Annotated in this window: 15 protein-coding genes and 1 riboswitch; of the genes, 5 read left to right on the forward strand and 10 right to left on the reverse strand. The window is 68.7% G+C overall.

Annotated features, from left to right (window positions below; translation table 11 throughout):
* Window positions 1–14 precede the first annotated feature (14 nt).
* Window positions 15–174, reverse strand: a riboswitch (FMN riboswitch).
* Between the two features lie 37 nt (window positions 175–211).
* The gene (locus FBY40_RS07035) at window positions 212–1,231 is read right to left on the reverse strand and encodes a sugar-binding transcriptional regulator (RefSeq protein ID WP_141937541.1); all 1,020 of its coding nucleotides are present in this window, start codon (window positions 1,229–1,231) and stop codon (window positions 212–214) included.
* A 115-nt stretch (window positions 1,232–1,346) separates the two neighbouring features.
* Between FBY40_RS07035 and FBY40_RS07040 the strand changes: the two genes are divergently transcribed.
* From FBY40_RS07040 to glpK, 3 genes are all read left to right on the forward strand, one after another.
* Window positions 1,347–3,080, forward strand: a complete 1,734-nt coding sequence (locus FBY40_RS07040) for a glycerol-3-phosphate dehydrogenase/oxidase (protein WP_141937543.1) — start codon at window positions 1,347–1,349, stop codon at window positions 3,078–3,080.
* A 112-nt stretch (window positions 3,081–3,192) separates the two neighbouring features.
* Window positions 3,193–3,951, forward strand: coding sequence for an MIP/aquaporin family protein (locus FBY40_RS07045; RefSeq protein ID WP_160141370.1), 759 nt, complete (start codon window positions 3,193–3,195; stop codon window positions 3,949–3,951).
* 72 nt (window positions 3,952–4,023) lie between these two features.
* Window positions 4,024–5,538, forward strand: coding sequence for a glycerol kinase GlpK (gene glpK, locus FBY40_RS07050; RefSeq protein ID WP_141937544.1), 1,515 nt, complete (start codon window positions 4,024–4,026; stop codon window positions 5,536–5,538).
* A 61-nt stretch (window positions 5,539–5,599) separates the two neighbouring features.
* Here the strand turns inward: glpK and FBY40_RS07055 are convergent, their stop codons facing one another.
* The 9 genes from FBY40_RS07055 to sdhC form a co-directional block, all read right to left on the reverse strand.
* Window positions 5,600–6,490, reverse strand: coding sequence for an Fpg/Nei family DNA glycosylase (locus FBY40_RS07055; protein ID WP_141937546.1), 891 nt, complete (start codon window positions 6,488–6,490; stop codon window positions 5,600–5,602).
* Window positions 6,491–6,522: 32 nt separating this feature from the next.
* Window positions 6,523–7,092: a GNAT family N-acetyltransferase gene (locus tag FBY40_RS07060; RefSeq protein ID WP_141937547.1), complete on the reverse strand. Its 570-nt coding sequence runs from the start codon at window positions 7,090–7,092 to the stop codon at window positions 6,523–6,525.
* 412 nt (window positions 7,093–7,504) lie between these two features.
* Entirely contained in the window at window positions 7,505–8,509 is a 1,005-nt protein-coding gene (gene trpS / locus FBY40_RS07065) for a tryptophan--tRNA ligase (protein WP_141937549.1), read from the reverse strand.
* Between the two features lie 67 nt (window positions 8,510–8,576).
* Complete coding sequence (locus FBY40_RS07070) at window positions 8,577–9,434, reverse strand: exodeoxyribonuclease III (RefSeq protein WP_235014660.1); 858 nt, start codon at window positions 9,432–9,434, stop codon at window positions 8,577–8,579.
* 50 nt (window positions 9,435–9,484) lie between these two features.
* On the reverse strand, window positions 9,485–10,708 hold the full coding sequence (locus FBY40_RS07075) for a YihY/virulence factor BrkB family protein (RefSeq protein ID WP_235014663.1): 1,224 nt from the start codon (window positions 10,706–10,708) through the stop codon (window positions 9,485–9,487).
* 57 nt (window positions 10,709–10,765) lie between these two features.
* Window positions 10,766–11,572 carry a succinate dehydrogenase iron-sulfur subunit gene (locus tag FBY40_RS07080; protein ID WP_235014665.1) on the reverse strand — a complete coding sequence of 269 codons (807 nt, stop codon included), beginning with the start codon at window positions 11,570–11,572 and terminating at the stop codon, window positions 10,766–10,768.
* A complete protein-coding gene (gene sdhA / locus FBY40_RS07085; RefSeq protein ID WP_141937550.1) occupies window positions 11,572–13,377 on the reverse strand; it encodes a succinate dehydrogenase flavoprotein subunit in 1,806 nt (601 codons plus the stop codon). Before sdhA ends, FBY40_RS07080 begins: the two co-directional genes overlap by 1 nt.
* Window positions 13,378–13,426: 49 nt before the next feature.
* On the reverse strand, window positions 13,427–13,879 hold the full coding sequence (locus tag FBY40_RS07090; RefSeq protein WP_124292685.1) for a succinate dehydrogenase hydrophobic membrane anchor subunit: 453 nt from the start codon (window positions 13,877–13,879) through the stop codon (window positions 13,427–13,429).
* Window positions 13,879–14,310: a succinate dehydrogenase, cytochrome b556 subunit gene (gene sdhC / locus FBY40_RS07095; RefSeq protein ID WP_141937552.1), complete on the reverse strand. Its 432-nt coding sequence runs from the start codon at window positions 14,308–14,310 to the stop codon at window positions 13,879–13,881. The genes FBY40_RS07090 and sdhC overlap by 1 nt, the downstream gene beginning before the upstream one ends.
* 239 nt (window positions 14,311–14,549) lie before the next feature.
* Here sdhC and FBY40_RS07100 point away from each other — a divergent pair, with 239 nt between their 5' ends.
* Window positions 14,550–15,665: a mannose-1-phosphate guanylyltransferase gene (locus tag FBY40_RS07100; RefSeq protein WP_141937553.1), complete on the forward strand. Its 1,116-nt coding sequence runs from the start codon at window positions 14,550–14,552 to the stop codon at window positions 15,663–15,665.
* Window positions 15,666–15,845: 180 nt separating this feature from the next.
* Entirely contained in the window at window positions 15,846–16,958 is a 1,113-nt protein-coding gene (locus FBY40_RS07105) for a BMP family lipoprotein (protein ID WP_141937555.1), read from the forward strand.
* Window positions 16,959–16,980 lie beyond the last annotated feature (22 nt).

The raw sequence follows: 16,980 nt of genomic DNA on the forward strand, positions 1-16,980 counted from the left end.
AGGCGCAGGCGCCTGACGTGCTTCTCCCATCCGGACTCGCGAGGACCTTGCCTCGCATCACCGTCGGTCCCGGAATTCCACCGGATCAGGTCGGGCGACATCCTTTCGGATGTGACGCCGTCGCTCGCGGACTGTCACCGCCGGTTCGGATTCTCACCGACCCCGGAGCACGTTGCTGCTCTCGAGTGTAGTCAACGCGCTCTCCTCGGATTCATTCCCGCGCATGCGGGCGGGAGGGTCCGGCGTCGGGCGGTGTCGCGGCGAGTTCGCGCGCCGTGGACTCGTCGAGGATGACGTCGGTGATGAGACCGGCGCGCAGAGCGCCGCGAAGGCTCGGCACCTTCGCGCGACCGGCGACGATCCCGACGCGCCGGGGCGCGCGGCGCAGAACCGAGAAGTCCGGTCCCGTCGCACGTTCGTTCAGGGGGATGCCGTCGCTCGATCCGTCTGCGCGGTAGAACACGGTCGCGACGTCGCCCACGACGTGCTCACGGCTGAGGGCCCGGTAGTCCTCGGCGTCGAGGTATCCGCCCTGGTAGACGTGGCTCGGCACCTCGGCGAAGGGGGAGCCGACGCCGAAGACCGCGAGGTCGAGGCTCGCCTGCATCTCCAGCACCCGCCGGATCGAGCGCTCGCGCCAGAACGCCCGCTTGGTCGCCGGGTCGTCGAAGAAGGCCGGCACGGGGAACTGGTGGACCTGCGCCCCGAAGGCGTCGCCGAATCGGCTCAGCAGCTCGCTGGCGTACATGATGCCCGTCGTGCGCATGTTGCCGGCGCCGTTGAGCTGCACCACCTCGGTGTTGTGGGTCACGCGCCGCGGCAGGTGGCGGCTGACCGCGCCGATCGTGGAGCCCCACGCGATTCCGACGCTCTGGTTCGAGTCGACCCAGCTCGCCAGGGTCCGCGCGGCGGACAGCGCGACGCGGTCGAGGCGCTCGACGTCGCTGGCGCGGTCGGGCACCGGCACGATGTGAGCCGTCACCCCGAACCGATCACGGATGTCGGCCGCGAGGCGGGAGGGGCCCTCGAGGGGGGAGTGGATGACGATCTCGACCAGGCCGGTCTCGCGCGCCTGACTGAGCAGCCGCGACACGGATGACCGCGAAGTGCGCAGCTCCCGGGCGATGGCATCCATCGTGAGGTCCTGCATGTAATACAGCTGCGCGGCACGCAGAGCGTCGCGGGTCCGCTCGGGGAGGACGGTCTCCGAGATGTCGGCCGACTTCGGCATCATCCTCTCCTTTGCACATATGTGCAAGATGATTGCACTGACGTTCGGGCGGGGTCAGGATGTATTCATCCAGATGATGCGGTGTCGCGCAAGGGGCACCGTGAGAGGAGTCCCGATGAGCAGCCAGCCCGCCACATCAGAGCCCGCGTCGCAGCGCGCTGACGTTCGAGCCATCGCCGCGGACCCGACGGCCGACGTCGTCATCGTCGGCGGCGGCATCAACGGCATCGCGACCTTCCGAGATCTGGCGCTGCAGGGTGTGAAGGTGATCCTTGTCGAGCGGGACGACTTCGTCTCAGGAGCCTCGAGCGCGTCGTCGCACATGATCCACGGCGGCATCCGCTACCTCGAGAACGGCGAGTTCCGCCTCGTGCGCGAGTCGGTCGTCGAGCGCAACGCCCTCATCAAGACCGCGCCGCACTACGTGCGCCCCCTGCCCACGACGGTGCCGATCTTCTCCACCTTCTCGGGTCTGTTCTCCGCCCCCTTGCGTTTCCTCACCCACAAGCAGGGCAAGCCCTCCGAGCGGGGTGCGCTGCTGATCAAGGTGGGGCTGACGATCTACGACTTCTTCTCGCGAGACGGCGGTGCGGTGCCTCGCCACCGGTTCTACGGCCGCAAGCGTTCGCTCTCCGAGCTTCCTTCGCTCAACACCGATGTGAAGTACACCGCCACCTACTTCGACGCCAGCATGCACGACCCCGAGCGTCTCGCGCTCGACGTCCTCTACGACGGCCTGGCCGCCGGTCCCCACGCGCGGGCGGCGAACTATCTGTCGGCGGTCGGGATGTCGGCATCCGGTCTGCGCGTACGCGACGAGGTGACCGGCGAGGAGTTCGACCTCACCTCCGACGTCGTCGTCAACGCCTCCGGACCTTGGACCGACCTCACCAACGAGTCGCTCGGCCGTGACACCGCGTACATGGGTGGCACGAAGGGCTCGCACATCGTGCTGGACAACCCTGCGCTGCGTGAGGCGACCGGTGGACGTGAGATCTTCTTCGAGCATGAAGACGGGCGTATCGTCCTCATCTACCCGCTCAAGGGTCGCGTGATGATCGGCACCACCGACATCGACCACGACATGCGGACCCCCGCGGTGTGCACCGAGGAAGAGATCGACTACTTCTTCGACCTCGTCTCGCATGTCTTCCCCGACATCCCCGTCGACCGCTCCGAGATCGTCTACCGCTTCGCGGGCGTGCGACCCCTCCCGCGCCACGACGACACCCAGCCCGGCTTCGTCTCGCGCGACTACCGCGTCGAGCAGGCCACGGCGTCGGGGCGCCCGCAGACCACGGTGCTGAGCCTCGTCGGCGGCAAGTGGACGACGTTCCGCGCGCTCGGCGAGCAGCTCTCCGACCGCGTGCTCGGGATTCTCGGACGCCGCCGGACGCGCAGCACCGCAGGCCTCATGATCGGCGGCGCCGAAGGCTACCCCCGTACGCAGCGTGCCCGCGCGACGTGGGTCGAGAGTCACCGGGGTCACCTCGACGCCGCACGCACCGATCAGCTCCTCGAGCGTTACGGCACCCGCGCCGCCGCGCTCATCGAGGCCCTGCCCGAAGACGACCGGCCGCTGCGCACCCTGCCCGACTACAGCACCGGTGAGATCGCGTATCTCACGCGTACGGAGTACGTCGTGCACCTCATCGACGTGCTGCTGCGACGCACGAGCGTGGCGTTCGTGGGATCGGTCACCATGCCGGTCCTGCAGGAGCTCGCCGAGGTCGTCGGCGACACGCTCGGCTGGGACGCCGAGCAGCGTGGCGAAGAAGTCGCCGCCAGCGCCCGACTCCTTGCGGAGCGGCATGGTGTCGATCTGACGCAGGACGCCGTACTCTCATGATCGTCATGACCGACGCTCCGGCGCCGGTCATGTCGCCCCGGTCGCCGGGGGCGCGCTTGTCGGCGACCATCCCTGACGCGGCATTGGGGCCGCACGACGAAAGAAGGTCAATGTGGACAATCTGGGTATCGTCTTCATCTCGGAGGTGATCGGCACGATGCTGCTGACCCTCCTGGGCTGTGGCGTCGTCGCCAACGTCGCCCTGACGAAGACCAAGGGCTTCGCCGGCGGCTTCCTGCTGGTGAACTTCGGCTGGGGTCTCGCGGTCTTCGCCGGTGTGACCGTCGCCTACGTCTCGGGGGCGCACCTGAACCCCGCGGTGACGCTGGGCCTCGTCGCCAACGGCGCGACGGAGTTCGGTCAGGGTGTGCCGGTCGGCCCCCTCTCGATCCTCGTGTACATCGGCGCGCAGATGATCGGTGCCTTCATCGGTGCCGTGCTGGCCTGGGCGGCCTACAAGAAGCACTTCGACGCCGAGGAGGACGCGGCGACCAAGCTCGGCGTCTTCTCGACCGGCCCCGCCATCCGCACCTACGGCTGGAACCTCGTCACCGAGATCATCGGCACCTTCGTGCTGGTCTTCGTCGTCATCGGCTTCGGCCGCAACGGCGATCCCTCGGGTCTGGCTGCCCTCGGCGCCCTGCCCGTCGCACTGCTCGTTGTCGGCATCGGCGCCTCGCTCGGTGGTCCCACGGGCTACGCGATCAACCCTGCGCGTGACCTCGGCCCCCGCATCGCCCACGCGATCCTGCCGATCAAGAACAAGGGCGGCAGCGACTGGAGCTACGCGTGGGTGCCGATCGTCGGACCGATCATCGGTGGTGTCCTGGCCGGTTTCGCCGCGATCCCGCTCATGCCGATCCTGGGCTGAGTCCCGGCATCCGCGGCTCCGCCGCCCCTCCGCACGACGAACCATCCGAAACGAGACAAAGGAGTATCACGCATGGCCGACTACATCCTCGCGATCGACCAGGGCACCACGTCCACCCGGGCGATCATCTTCGACAAGTCCGGAAGCATCATCCAGAGCGGTCAGCTCGAGCACGAGCAGATCTTCCCGAGGGCCGGGTGGGTCGAGCACGACCCCATGGAGATCTGGCGGAACACCCGTGAGGTGATCGGCCAGGCGCTGTCGAAGGCCGACCTCACGCGTCACGACATCGCGGCGATCGGCATCACCAACCAGCGCGAGACCGCCGTGGTCTGGGACAAGAACACCGGTGAGCCCGTCTACAACGCCATCGTCTGGCAGGACACGCGCACGCAGGGCATCGTCGACAAGCTCGCCGCCGACGGCGGCACCGAGCGGTTCAAGTCGGTCGTGGGCCTGCCGCTGGCGACCTACTTCTCGGGGACGAAGATCGTCTGGATCCTCGACAACGTCGAGGGTGCACGCGAGCGCGCCGAGCGTGGCGACCTCCTGTTCGGGACGACCGACACCTGGGTGCTGTGGAATCTCACCGGCGGCGTCGACGGCGGTGTGCACGCCACCGATGTGACGAACGCCTCCCGGACGATGTTCATGGACCTCGAGACCCTGACGTGGCGGGAGGACATCCTCGACACGTTCGGAGTGCCGCTGTCGATGATGCCCGAGATCCGCAGCTCGTCCGAGGTCTACGGCCACGCCGAGAGCTCGAGCCTGCTGCGCGAGACCCCGATCGCCGGCATCCTCGGCGACCAGCAGGCCGCGACCTTCGGTCAGGCGGCGTTCGAGCAGGGGGAGGCGAAGAACACCTACGGCACGGGCAACTTCATCATCTTCAACACCGACACCGAGATCGTCCACTCGCAGAACGGTCTGCTGACCACCCTCGGCTACAAGCTCGGCGACGAGCCGGCCCACTACGCCCTGGAGGGTTCGATCGCCGTCACCGGTTCGCTCGTGCAGTGGCTCCGTGACAACCTCGGCATCATCTCCTCCGCGCCGGAGGTGGAGACCCTCGCGGCGAGCGTCGAGGACAACGGCGGGGCGTACTTCGTCCCCGCGTTCTCGGGTCTGTTCGCGCCGTACTGGCGTCCCGACGCACGCGGTGCGCTGGTGGGTCTCACCCGGTACGTCAACAAGGGGCACATCGCCCGCGCGGCGCTGGAGGCCACGGCCTTCCAGACCCGCGAGGTGATCGATGCGGTCAACGCCGACTCGGGGGTGCCGCTGACGGAGCTGAAGGTCGACGGCGGCATGATCGCCAACGACCTGCTGATGCAGTTCCAGGCCGACATCCTCGGCGTGCCCGTCGTCCGCCCCGTGGTCGCCGAGACCACGGCCCTCGGTGCCGCCTACGCGGCGGGGTTGGCCGTCGGGTTCTGGTCGGGCCTGGACGACCTGTCCAAGAACTGGCAGGAGGACCGCCGCTGGGAGCCGAAGATGGATGACGCCGAGCGCGACCGTCTGCTGCGCAACTGGAAGAAGGCCGTCACCAAGACCTTCGACTGGGTCGACGAAGACGTGTCGTGATGCGTGTGTGAACAACGGGGAGGTCGCTGCGGCGGCCTCCCCGTCTTCTTTCACGCCGGCGTCATTTGAGAAGCCGTGAGAGCCGCCGGTCGGCGAGGATCTTCCCGCCCGTCTGGCACGTGGGGCAGTACTCCAACGAGTTGTCGGCGAAGAAGACGCTGCGCACCTCGTCGCCGCAGACGGGGCATGCCTGCCCGCGACGGCCGTGCACCCGCATCCCCCGCCGCTTGGCATCCTTCAGATCGGCGGGTGGTTTTCCGGATGCCGCGGCCAACGCCTCCGCGAGGGTGTCCGTCATCGCCTGGTACAGCCGGTCGATCTCGACGTCGTCCAGGCCGGCGGCGAGGGCGTACGGCGACATCTTCGCGGCGTGCAGGATCTCGTCGGAGTAGGCGTTGCCGACACCCGCGATGATCGACTGGTCGCGCAGCACCCCCTTGATCTGGGTGCGACGTCCGGCGAGGAGCGCTGCGAAGGCGTCGCGGTCGAAGGCGGGGTCGAGCGGATCGGGTCCGAGCCGCGCGACGCCGGGAACCTCCTCCGGGTCTCGGACGACCGAGACGGCGAGCGACTTCTTCGTCCCGGCCTCGGTGAGGTCGAAGCCCGAGCCGTCGTCAAAGCCGACACGGAGGGCGATGGGGGTCTTCCCGGGGCGGATCACCGTCGACGGGAGGGCGTCGTACCACCGCAGCCAGCCGGCTTTGGCGAGGTGGAAGACGAGGTGGGGTGCTGCGGCGGTGCCGCTGTCCTCCCCCGTGGCGGCGGTGGCGATGTCGATGAACTTGCCGTGGCGCGCGACGCCGGTCACGGTGGCGCCGACCAGCGCGGTGATGGGCGGGTCGTAGGTCTTCAGGGCGGCGATGTTCGCGACGGTGGCGCGGGTGACGGTGTGATCGATCAGGCGGCCGCCAAGGAACTCGACCAGTCCCTGCACCTCGGGCATCTCCGGCATCCCCTCATCCTGGCACGCGGGGACGGCCTGAGTCAGGGGTGCAGCACCGGCCAGGGGACGGGAGAGCGGTCGTCGGTGCGGAGGATGCCCGCGACCCAGCCGTCGTCGCGTCCGCCCGGCCCGACGAGCGCCTGGCGGAGCAGCCCCTCGTAGCGGAACCCGACCGCGCGGGCCGCGGACGCCGAACCGACGTTGCCGGCGACCGCTCGCCATTCCACCCGAACGAGGTCGAGCCCCTGCGGGGCGAAGGCGAAGTCGAGCACGGCCGTCGCAGCCTCGGCCAGCAGGCCCTTGCCGCGGAAGGGCGCGGCCATCCAGAACCCGATCTCACCGCATCCTTCGGTCGCGCCCAGCCGGTGCATGCCGATCATGCCCGCCAGGGCTCCGTCGTGACGGATTGCCCAGTTGGTCGAGACGCCCTCCGCCCACTGCTTGGGCACGAGGTCGATGAACTTCTCGGCGTGCTCGCGGACGTATGGCCGGGGCACGGTGGTGTAGCGCTGGATGTCGGGGTCCTGACACGCGTGGTACACCGCGTCGGTATCGGCCCGGGTCGGCAGCGACAGCACCAGTCGGCGGGTGCGGAGGATGGCGGGCTGCATGTCGCCACCCTATGACCTCGCGCGGCGGCCGTTGCGCGGCGCGTGGCGAGGCGGGGACGGCGGGGGCGAGTGCGGCGGGCGGCGCATGCCCGATCGGGGTGGCGGATGTGGTCGCCCGATGGCGCCCGGTGCGACCATCTTCGCCACTTCGATCCCGCACGCCCGATCCGGGTGGCGCATGTGGTCGCGCCGCGGCGTCTGAGGCGACCATCTTCGACACCTCGTCCCGCACGCCCGATCGGGGTGGCGGATGTGGTCGCGCCGCGGCGTCTGAGGCGACCATCTTCGACACCTCGATCCCGCTTGCCGGATCGGGGTGGCGGATGTGGTCGCCCGATGGCGCCCGGTGCGACCATCTTCGCCACCGCGATGGCGGAGACGGCAGCGACCGAGGAACGGCGCCGGCGGCGCGTCAGGCGCGGCGGAGCAGCCCCACGCTGTCGTAGACCTTCGCCAGCGTGTCGTCGGCGACCTCGGCCGCGCGCGCGGCGTTGATGGCCAGCACACGGTCGAGCTCGGCGGGGTCGCTGAGCAGCTCCATCGCGCGGGCGCGCACCGGCTCGAACTCGGCGACGACGACCTCGGCGAGGCCCTTCTTGAAATCGCCGTACCCGCGGCCGGCGTACTCGTCCTCGATCGAGGCGATCTGGCGCCCGGTGAGGGCTGCGTAGATCACCAGCAGGTTCGACACACCGGGCTTGTTCTCCCGGTCGTAGCGCACCGTACCCTCGCTGTCGGTGACGGCGCGCATGATCTTCTTCGCGCTGACCGACGGATCTTCCAGCAGCCACAGCACGCCGGCCTCCGACTCGGCGGACTTCGACATCTTCGCCAGCGGGTTCTGCAGGTCGTAGATTCGGGCCGTCTCCTGCTGGATGACCGGCACCGGCACGCGGAAGACCTCGCTGTAGCGGCCGTTGAAGCGCTCGGCGAGATCGCGGGTGAGCTCGACGTGCTGCTTCTGGTCGTCGCCGACCGGCACGATGTCGGTCTGGTACAGCAGGATGTCGGCGGCCATCAGCACCGGGTAGGTGAAGAGGCCGACGGATGTCGCATCCGACCCGTACCGCTGCGTCTTGTCCTTGAACTGGGTCATGCGCCCGGCCTCACCGAATCCGGTGATGGTCGACAGGATCCAGGCGAGCTCGGCGTGCGCGGGCACGTGGGACTGCACGTACAGGGTCGACTTCGACGGCTCGATGCCGGCGGCGATGTACTGCGCCGCGGTGCGGCGGGTCTTCTCCCGGAGTTCGGCCGGATCGTTCGGCTGCGTCAGCGCGTGCAGATCGACCACGGAGAAGTACGCGTCGTAGGCCTCCTGGAGGTCCCGCCACTGCATGAGCGCCCCGATGTAGTTGCCGATCTGGAGGGAATCGGCAGAGGGCTGCATGCCGGAGTAGAGACGCGCTTTCTTCACCCGTCAATCCTAGGCGCCATGTCTCACCCGCCGTCGGCGGAGCGTCGAGCCACCCGCCGGCGATCGGTCAGAGACCGAGTGTGTAGTCCACGACGACCGGCGAGTGATCGCTCCACCGCGTATCCCACGACGGCGCGCGCACCACGCGGTAGTCGCTCGCCCGCTCCGCGAGCGCGGGCGTCGCGAGGTGGTAGTCGATCCGCCACCCTGCGTCGTTGTCGAAGGCCCGTCCGCGCATCGACCACCAGGTGTAGGGGCCGTCGACCTCGCCGGCGGCGCGGCGCCCGACGTCGACCCACCCGAGCCCGGTGCCCACCGAGCCGTCGTTGGCCGTGATCTCCTCGTCCGCGGGCCCGGTGAACCGGTCGAAGTAGGCGCGCTCCCGCGGCAGGAAGCCGGCCTTCTTCACGTTGCCCTTCCAATTGCGGATGTCGAGGGTGCGGTGTCCGACATTGAGGTCACCCATGATGAGGCTGAGGGGAGACGATGCGGCGAGCTGCGGCATCCGCACCTCCATGGCATCGAGGAAGGCCCACTTCGCTTCCTGACGCGGGGTGTCGGCCTCACCGCTGTGCACATAGGCGCTGACGACGGTGAGGCGCTCGCCGTCGATGTCGAGGTCTGCTTCGATCCACCGTCCGGCCCATTCCGTGCGATCGTCGTCCTCGGGGCCGAGTCCGCGGCGCACCTCGAGGGCGGGCACCTTCGTGGCGATCGCAACTCCGGCGCGGCCCTTGGCCACCGCCTCCTCGTTCACGATCTCCCAGTCGGGGAGCGCGGCCCCCAGCTCGGCGGCCGTCGCCCGCACCTCCTGCAGGGCGAGGACGTCGACGTCGGCGTCGGCCAACCACTCGGTCATCCCCTTGCGGACGGCGGCGCGGATGCCGTTGACGTTGACGGTGGCGATGCGAACCCGGCGAGACACGCCCGCCAGCCTAACCGGCGGCTCCGACATCGGGTCGGTGCGCGGCGGAGTCACTCCAGCAGCAGCGAGCGTCTGACCGGCGGCGGAGGGGACGCCTCCAGCGCGGCGAGATCCTCCTCGGCGCGTCGGAGCGTACGGGCCGCGTTCCACCGTCGGAACCACGGCGCCGTCGCCAGATCCTCCTGGGCGTCGCGCACCCTGACGCGCGCGGCGACGACGAGGGCCTCGTGCTCGTGGAGACGGCGTTCCTCTTCGCTCAGCTCGGCGAGCGCGACGTTCCGATCGGCCGCCGCCACGGCGATCCATGCACCCGCGACGAGGATCACGATGCTGTTCAGGCGGAACCAGAGCAGGAACCCGATGAAGACCGTGAAGGTCGTCAGCAGCGGATTCGACGGGGTGTAGCGCAGCAGCAGACCCGCGCCGATCTGCAGCACCACGATCGCCGCGCCACCGAGCATCGCCCCCGGCCAGATGCGCCGCCAGCCGAGCGCGGCGCCGGTGAGGAAGCGGATGAGCGCGGCGAGGGCGGCGGCGTTGATCGCGAAGGAGACGCTGAGCGAGAGCAGCCGGGTGAGCAGATCCGTCACCATGCTCAGCGCCGCCAGACCGAGGAGGTCGAACACCCCCTCCAACGCCCAGACCGCGAAACTGCTGAGGGAGGCCCCCGCGAGGAGGGCGACGCCGAAGATGACGGCGGCGACGAAGTCGCGGGCCTTCAACAGCACGTACGGTCGACGGTCGAAGGGCAACCCGAAGATGTCGCGCACCGCGCGGCGCGTGAAGGTGATGAATCCGATCGCCGTCCAGATGACCACCACGAGCGCGATCGCACCCGTGATCCCGAGGGCGCTCGCCGACTGGTTGGCCACGTCCTCCACCTGCTCGGGTGTGACCAGGCCGTTCTCACTGATGAGGTTCGGGATGTACTCGTTGATGATCTCGATCGCCCGCTGGATCGCAGCGCTCGACGCCCCGAGCCACAGCCCCACGATCGCGAAGGCGAGGTAGATGACGCCGAAGATCGCGAAGAGGGACTGGTAGCTCACACCGGCGGCGAGGAGGAAGCCGTTGTGCTGCAGGAAGTGGCGCCAGACGCGCACGGGGAACCACGCCAGCGTCCGTCGGGTGAGCTCCGTGGCTCGCGTGAGGGGAACGTCGAAACGCTCACGCAGCCGGCCCTCGGTGTCGGACCACCGTTGCGCGGCCGTCAACGTCAGCGACGACTCGGCATCCGGATCGGCGCGCTCTGCGTCATCCGCTCCTCTGGTCACAGGCCCACTGTATCGAGGGGCGCGCGGCGGAGTCCTCGCCGCTGCCCCGCCGCACGGTCAGCGCCCGCGCAGGACCGCCTGCTTGACCTCTGCGATGGCCTTGGTGACCTCGATGCCGCGAGGGCAGGCCTCGGTGCAGTTGAAGGTGGTGCGGCAGCGCCACACGCCCTCCTTGTCGTTCAGGATGTCCAGCCGCACATCACCGGCGTCGTCGCGCGAGTCGAAGATGAACCGGTGGGCATTGACGATCGCCGCGGGGCCGAAGTACTGGCCGTCGGTCCAGAACACCGGGCACGACGACGTGCACGCGGCGCAGAGGATGCACTTGGTGGTGTCGTCGAAGATCTCGCGGTTGGCGATCGACTGGATTCGCTCCTTGCCGGGCTCGGGCGTGGAGTTCGCGATGAGGAACGGCTTGATCTCGCGGTAGGACGCGAAGAACGGCTCCATGTCGACCACGAGGTCCTTCTCCAGCGGCAGGCCCTTGATGGCCTCGACGTAGATCGGCTGCGAGATGTCGAGGTCTTTGATGAGAGTCTTGCAGGCCAGGCGGTTGCGGCCGTTGATGCGCATCGCGTCGGACCCGCAGATGCCGTGGGCGCACGACCGGCGGAAGGTCAGCGAGCCGTCGACCTCCCACTTGATCTTGTGCAGGGCGTCGAGCACGCGGTCGGTGGAGTACAGCTCCACGTCGTAATCGACCCAGCGCGGCTCGTCGTCGACCTCGGGATCGAAGCGGCGGATGTTGAAGGTGACCAGGAACGACTGGATGCCGGTGTCTTCCGGCGCCTGCTCGACGCGGTCTTCTCCGTCCGCGACGCGATCGCCTGCGGCATCCGTCCGAGTGTCGAGAACCGTCGACATCAGTACTTCCTCTCCATCGGCTGGTAGCGGGTGATGACCACGGGTTTCCACCCGAGCGTGATGTGATCGTCGGCGTGGGACGAGGTGGGGTCGCCCGTGAGGTAGGCCATCGTGTGCTGCATGTAGTTCTCGTCGTCGCGCGTGGGGAAGTCGTCGCGCATGTGGCCGCCGCGGCTCTCCTTGCGGTTGCGCGCCGTGACGACGACCACCTCGGCGATGTCGAGGAGGAAGCCGAGCTCGACCGCCTCGAGCAGATCGGTGTTGAACCGCTTGCCCTTGTCGTCGACGTGGATGTTCTTGTAGCGCTCGCGCAGGTCGGCGATGACGTCGAGGACGTGGGCGAGCGATTCCTCGGTGCGGAACACCTGGGCGCCCTTGTCCATCTCCTCCTGCAGCTTCTTGCGCAGCACCGAGATGCGCTCGGTGCCGGCGTTGTTGCGCAGGCCCTCGATCATCTCGCGCACGCCGCGGGCGGGGTCGTCGGGGAGGGGGACGAAGTCGGCGGTCTGGGCGTACTCGACGGCGTAGCGGCCGGCGCGCTTGCCGAAGACGTTGATGTCGAGCAGGGAGTTCGTGCCCAGCCGGTTCGACCCGTGCACCGACACGCAGGCGCACTCGCCTGCGGCGTACAGGCCCGGCACGACGGTCTCGTTGTCGGCCAGCACCTCGGCCTTGATGTTGGTGGGGATGCCGCCCATGGCGTAGTGCGCCGTCGGCATCACCGGCACCGGCTCGACGACCGGGTCGACACCGAGGTAGGTGCGGGCGAACTCGGTGATGTCGGGGAGCTTCGTCTCGAGCACCTCGGCGCCCAGGTGCGTGCAGTCCAGCAGCACGTAGTCGCGGTTGGGGCCGGCGCCGCGGCCCTCGGCGACCTCCTGCTGCATGCAGCGGCTGATGATGTCGCGCGGAGCGAGGTCTTTGATCGTGGGGGCGTAGCGCTCCATGAAACGCTCGCCGCTGACGTTGCGGAGGATCGCTCCCTCGCCGCGCGCTCCCTCGGTGAGGAGGATGCCGAGACCGGCGAGACCGGTCGGATGGAACTGGAAGAACTCCATGTCCTCCAGCGGAAGGCCCTTGCGCCAGACGATCCCGACACCGTCACCGGTGAGGGTGTGGGCGTTGGAGGTCGTCTTGTAGATCTTGCCGAAACCGCCGGTGGCGAACACCACGGCCTTGGAATGGAAGACATGCAGCTCGCCGGTCGCGAGGTCGTAGGCGACGACGCCGGCGGTCTGGGTCTTGCCGTCGGCGTCCTTCACGGTGAGCAGGTCGAGGACGTAGAACTCGTTGAAGAAGTTGATGCCGAGCTTCACGCAGTTCTGGAACAGCGTCTGCAGGATCATGTGCCCGGTGCGGTCGGCGGCGTAGCAGGCGCGGCGCACGGGGGTCTTGCCGTGATCGGCGGTGTGACCGCCGAATCGGCGCTGGTCGATCTTGCCGTCGGGCGTGCGGTTGAAGGGCAGGCCCATGTTCTCGAGGTCGATGACGGCGTCGATGGCCTCCTTGGCCAAGATCTCGGCCGCGTCCTGGTCGACGAGGTAGTCGCCGCCCTTGACGGTGTCGAAGGTGTGCCACTCCCACGAGTCCTCTTCGACGTTGGCGAGGGCCGCGGCCATTCCGCCCTGAGCCGCGCCGGTGTGCGAGCGGGTGGGGTAGAGCTTGGAGATGACGGCGGTCTTCGCGCCCGAGCCCGCCTCGATCGCGGCTCGCATGCCCGCGCCGCCGGCACCGACGATGACGATGTCGAACTGGTGGTAGTGGACGCCGTCGCGAACGACGCTGTCGGAGGTCTGCGTGCTCACTGGAGGGTGTCTTCCGTTCTGGTGAGGGGGCCCTGGACCGCGACGCCGATCAGGCGCACAGCTCCTGCAGCCAGTCGGCGCTGGTGCTGCTCAGGCCCAGGCACGGGTCGAAGGTGAACACCACGAGGGTGCCGAGGAGGATGAGGAACGCCGCAGACGCCCAGAGGCCGTAGACGAGGACCTTGCGGGTGGTCTCGTTCGCGACGTAGTCGTTCACGATCGTGCGCATGCCGTTCGTGCCGTGGATGAGCGCGAGCCAGAGCATCGCGACATCCCACCACTGCCAGAACGGCGTGGCGAACTTTCCGGCGACGAAGGCGAAGTCGATGCCGCGGATGCCCTCGCCGACCATCAGGTTGACGAAGAGGTGCCCGAAGATGAGGACGATCAGCAGCACGCCCGAGGCGCGCATGTAGATCCAGCCCCACTTCTCGAGGTTGCCGCGGCGGCGCTGGGTGGCCGAGCGGGGGCTCCGGGGTGCGGCGAGCAGGTCGGTGGTCATCAGTTCCCTCCGAGCTCGGCGAAGACGTTGATCAAGTGACGCGGCGTGAAGGCGAGCATCGTGACGACCCAGAGGCCCAGGACGCCCCACCACAGCTGCCGCTGGTGGCGGGTGGCCCAGCTCCAGAAGTCCACGAGGATGATCCGCAGCCCGTTGTAGGCGTGGTAGGCGATCGCTCCGACGAGGGCCACCTCGCCGACGCCCATGACCGGGTTCTTGTAGGTGCCGATGACCGCGTCGTACGCCTCGGGGGAGACCCGGATGAGCGCGGTGTCGAGGATGTGCACGAGCAGGAAGAAGAAGATGGCCACACCGGTGATGCGGTGCAGCACCCATGACCACATGCCCTCGCGGCCGCGGTAGAGCGTTCCGCGTGGCACGGTCGAGGTGGTCTCCGAAACCGTCGGCGTGACGCGTGCTGGTGCTGACACGGTCGTCCTCCCTGGGTCGAACACGTTGCGGGGCGGGCATTGCCCCTCGCGGGACACAGGGCCCTCACGGCGTCACACGGGCGCACGCCAATCCTATGGCGGGAGGTCTTCGGGCGGCGATGAGGCGAACCTAACTGTCTCGATATCGAGACAAGGGATGCCGCGTCCGCGGCCTCCGGGCCGGCTCGCCGCGGGGCTGCGGGACCGGATCGGAAAGACGGGCCGGATACCCTGTCGCCATGCCTGAACCCATCGCCGACTTCTACGCCGTGATCCCCGCCGGCGGCATCGGCAGCCGGCTGTGGCCGCTGTCGCGGGCCGACGCCCCGAAGTTCCTCCACGATCTCACCGGGTCGGGGCAGACGCTGCTGCGCGACACCTGGGATCGGCTCGAGCCCCTGAGCGGACCCGACCGCATCGCGGTGGTCACAGGGCGCGCGCACCGCGCCGCCGTCGAGCGGGAGCTTCCGGGCATTCCCGACAGGAACGTCTTCCTCGAGTCCGAGCCGCGTGACTCCACGGCCGCGATCGGCCTCGCCGCCGCCATCCTCGTCCGCCGCGAGCCCGACGTGATCATCGGCTCGTTCGCCGCCGACCACGTCATCCGTCCTGCCCACCTGTTCGATTGGGGAGTCCGGCAGGCAATCGCCGTCGCGCGCGAGGGATACATCTGCACCCTCGGCATCCAGCCGACGGAGCCGTCGATCGGATTCGGCTACATCAAGAAGAGCTCCGAGCTCATCGTCGACGGGGCGCCGGAGGCAGCGCTCGTCGAGCGCTTCGTGGAGAAGCCCGACCTCGACACCGCGCGCGAGTACTTCGCCGACCGCTCCTACCTGTGGAACGCCGGCATGTTCATCTCCCGGGCCGATGTGCTTCTCGCCGCGATCGAGGAGAACCGTCCGGAGCTTCACGCGGGCCTGGTCGAACTCGCCGAGGCGTGGGACGACCGGGAGCGCCGGGGGCCCGTCGTCGACCGGGTGTGGCCGACGCTGGAGAAGATCGCCATCGACTACAGCGTTGCCGAGCCCGCAGCCGCGGCGGGGCGCCTGGCCGTCATCCCCGGTCACTTCGACTGGGACGACGTCGGCGACTTCGCCAGCCTCACCAAGCTCAACTCGCACGGACGCGGCAACGACCTCGCCATCCTCGGTGAGAACGCCCGGATCCTCGCCGACACCTCCAGTGGCATCGTCGTCTCGCAGACCCAGCGGATCATCAGCGTCATCGGCGTCAAGGACATCGTCATCGTCGACACCGACGACGCGCTGCTGGTCACCACCAGCGAGAACGCGCAGCGCGTGAAGGGCGTCGTCGACGCCCTGAAGCTGACCGGACGCGGCGACGTCCTCTGATTCCGCCAGGCGTCGCGCGCAGGGCGCCGGGGCGCGGCATCCGCTCTTTTGGTCACGCGCAGATTGCGTCTTTGTAACCTTTGGGTACGCCCGGCTCAGCACGTCTACCCGTGCGCTGTCACAGTAGGTAACTTTGTGCAGTCCCCGTGAAGGACGCGGGGCATCGATGTGGAGGCTGAGTTGACCATCTCACGCACCAAGAAGCTCGCTGGCGCTGCCGCCGCCGCGGGCCTGCTCGTGGCCCTGGCGGGCTGCGGCGCCGCACCCGAAGCAGCGCCGTCCGGAGAAGCATCCGGTGGGGGCGAGGCGACGTCCGACTTCAAGGCCTGCATGGTCTCCGACGCGGGCGGGTTCGACGACAAGTCGTTCAACCAGCTGGGCCTCGAGGGCCTGACCGCCGCGTCCGAGGAGCTCGGCTTCGAGATCGCGACGACCGAGTCGCAGTCCGAGAGCGACTACGCCGCCAACCTCGACAACCTCGCCGCCGAAGGCTGCAACTTCATCGTCTCCGTCGGCTTCCTCCTCTCGGCTCCCACCGTCGAGGCGGCTCTGGCCAACCCCGACATCGAGTACGCCATCATCGACGACTACGCCGACAACGACTTCGACGGCGAGACCGACGCCCCGAACATCAAGCCGCTCGTCTTCGACACCGCGCAGGCCGCGTTCCTCGCCGGCTACGCCTCGGCGTCGTACAGCGAGTCCGGCATCGTCGGCACCTTCGGTGGCGCCAAGATCCCGCCGGTGACCATCTTCATGGACGGCTTCCAGATGGGCGTGGAGTACTGGAACGAGCAGAAGGGCGAGGACGTCCAGGTCGTCGGCTGGGACATGGAGACCCAGGAGGGCCAGTTCACCGAGGAGTTCCTCGCGAACGACACCGCCAAGCAGGTCGCGCAGGGTCTGATCGACCAGGGCGCCGACGTCCTGTTGCCGGTCGGTGGACCGATCTACCAGTCGGCCGCTGAGGCGATCCGCGACTCGGGCGGCAACATCGCGCTGCTCGGTGTCGACGCCGACGTGTACGAGACCGACCCCAGCGTCGCCGAACTCCTGCTCGTGTCGGTCCTCAAGGGCATGGACGTCGCCGTGAGCGAAGCCGCGACCGAGGCAGCGAACGACGCGTTCGACCCGACCCCGTTCATCGGCACGCTCGAGAACGACGGCGTCGGCATCTCCTCGTTCCACGACTTCGAGTCGCTCGTCGACCCGGCGCTCGCGGACGAGCTGGAGGAGATCCGCGCGGGCATCATCGACGGGTCGATCGACGCCCGTTCGCCTGCATCGCCGTAACACCTCTTCGAAACACACCGGC

The sequence above is a fragment of the Microbacterium sp. SLBN-154 genome (assembly GCF_006715565.1).
Taxonomy (GTDB): domain Bacteria; phylum Actinomycetota; class Actinomycetes; order Actinomycetales; family Microbacteriaceae; genus Microbacterium.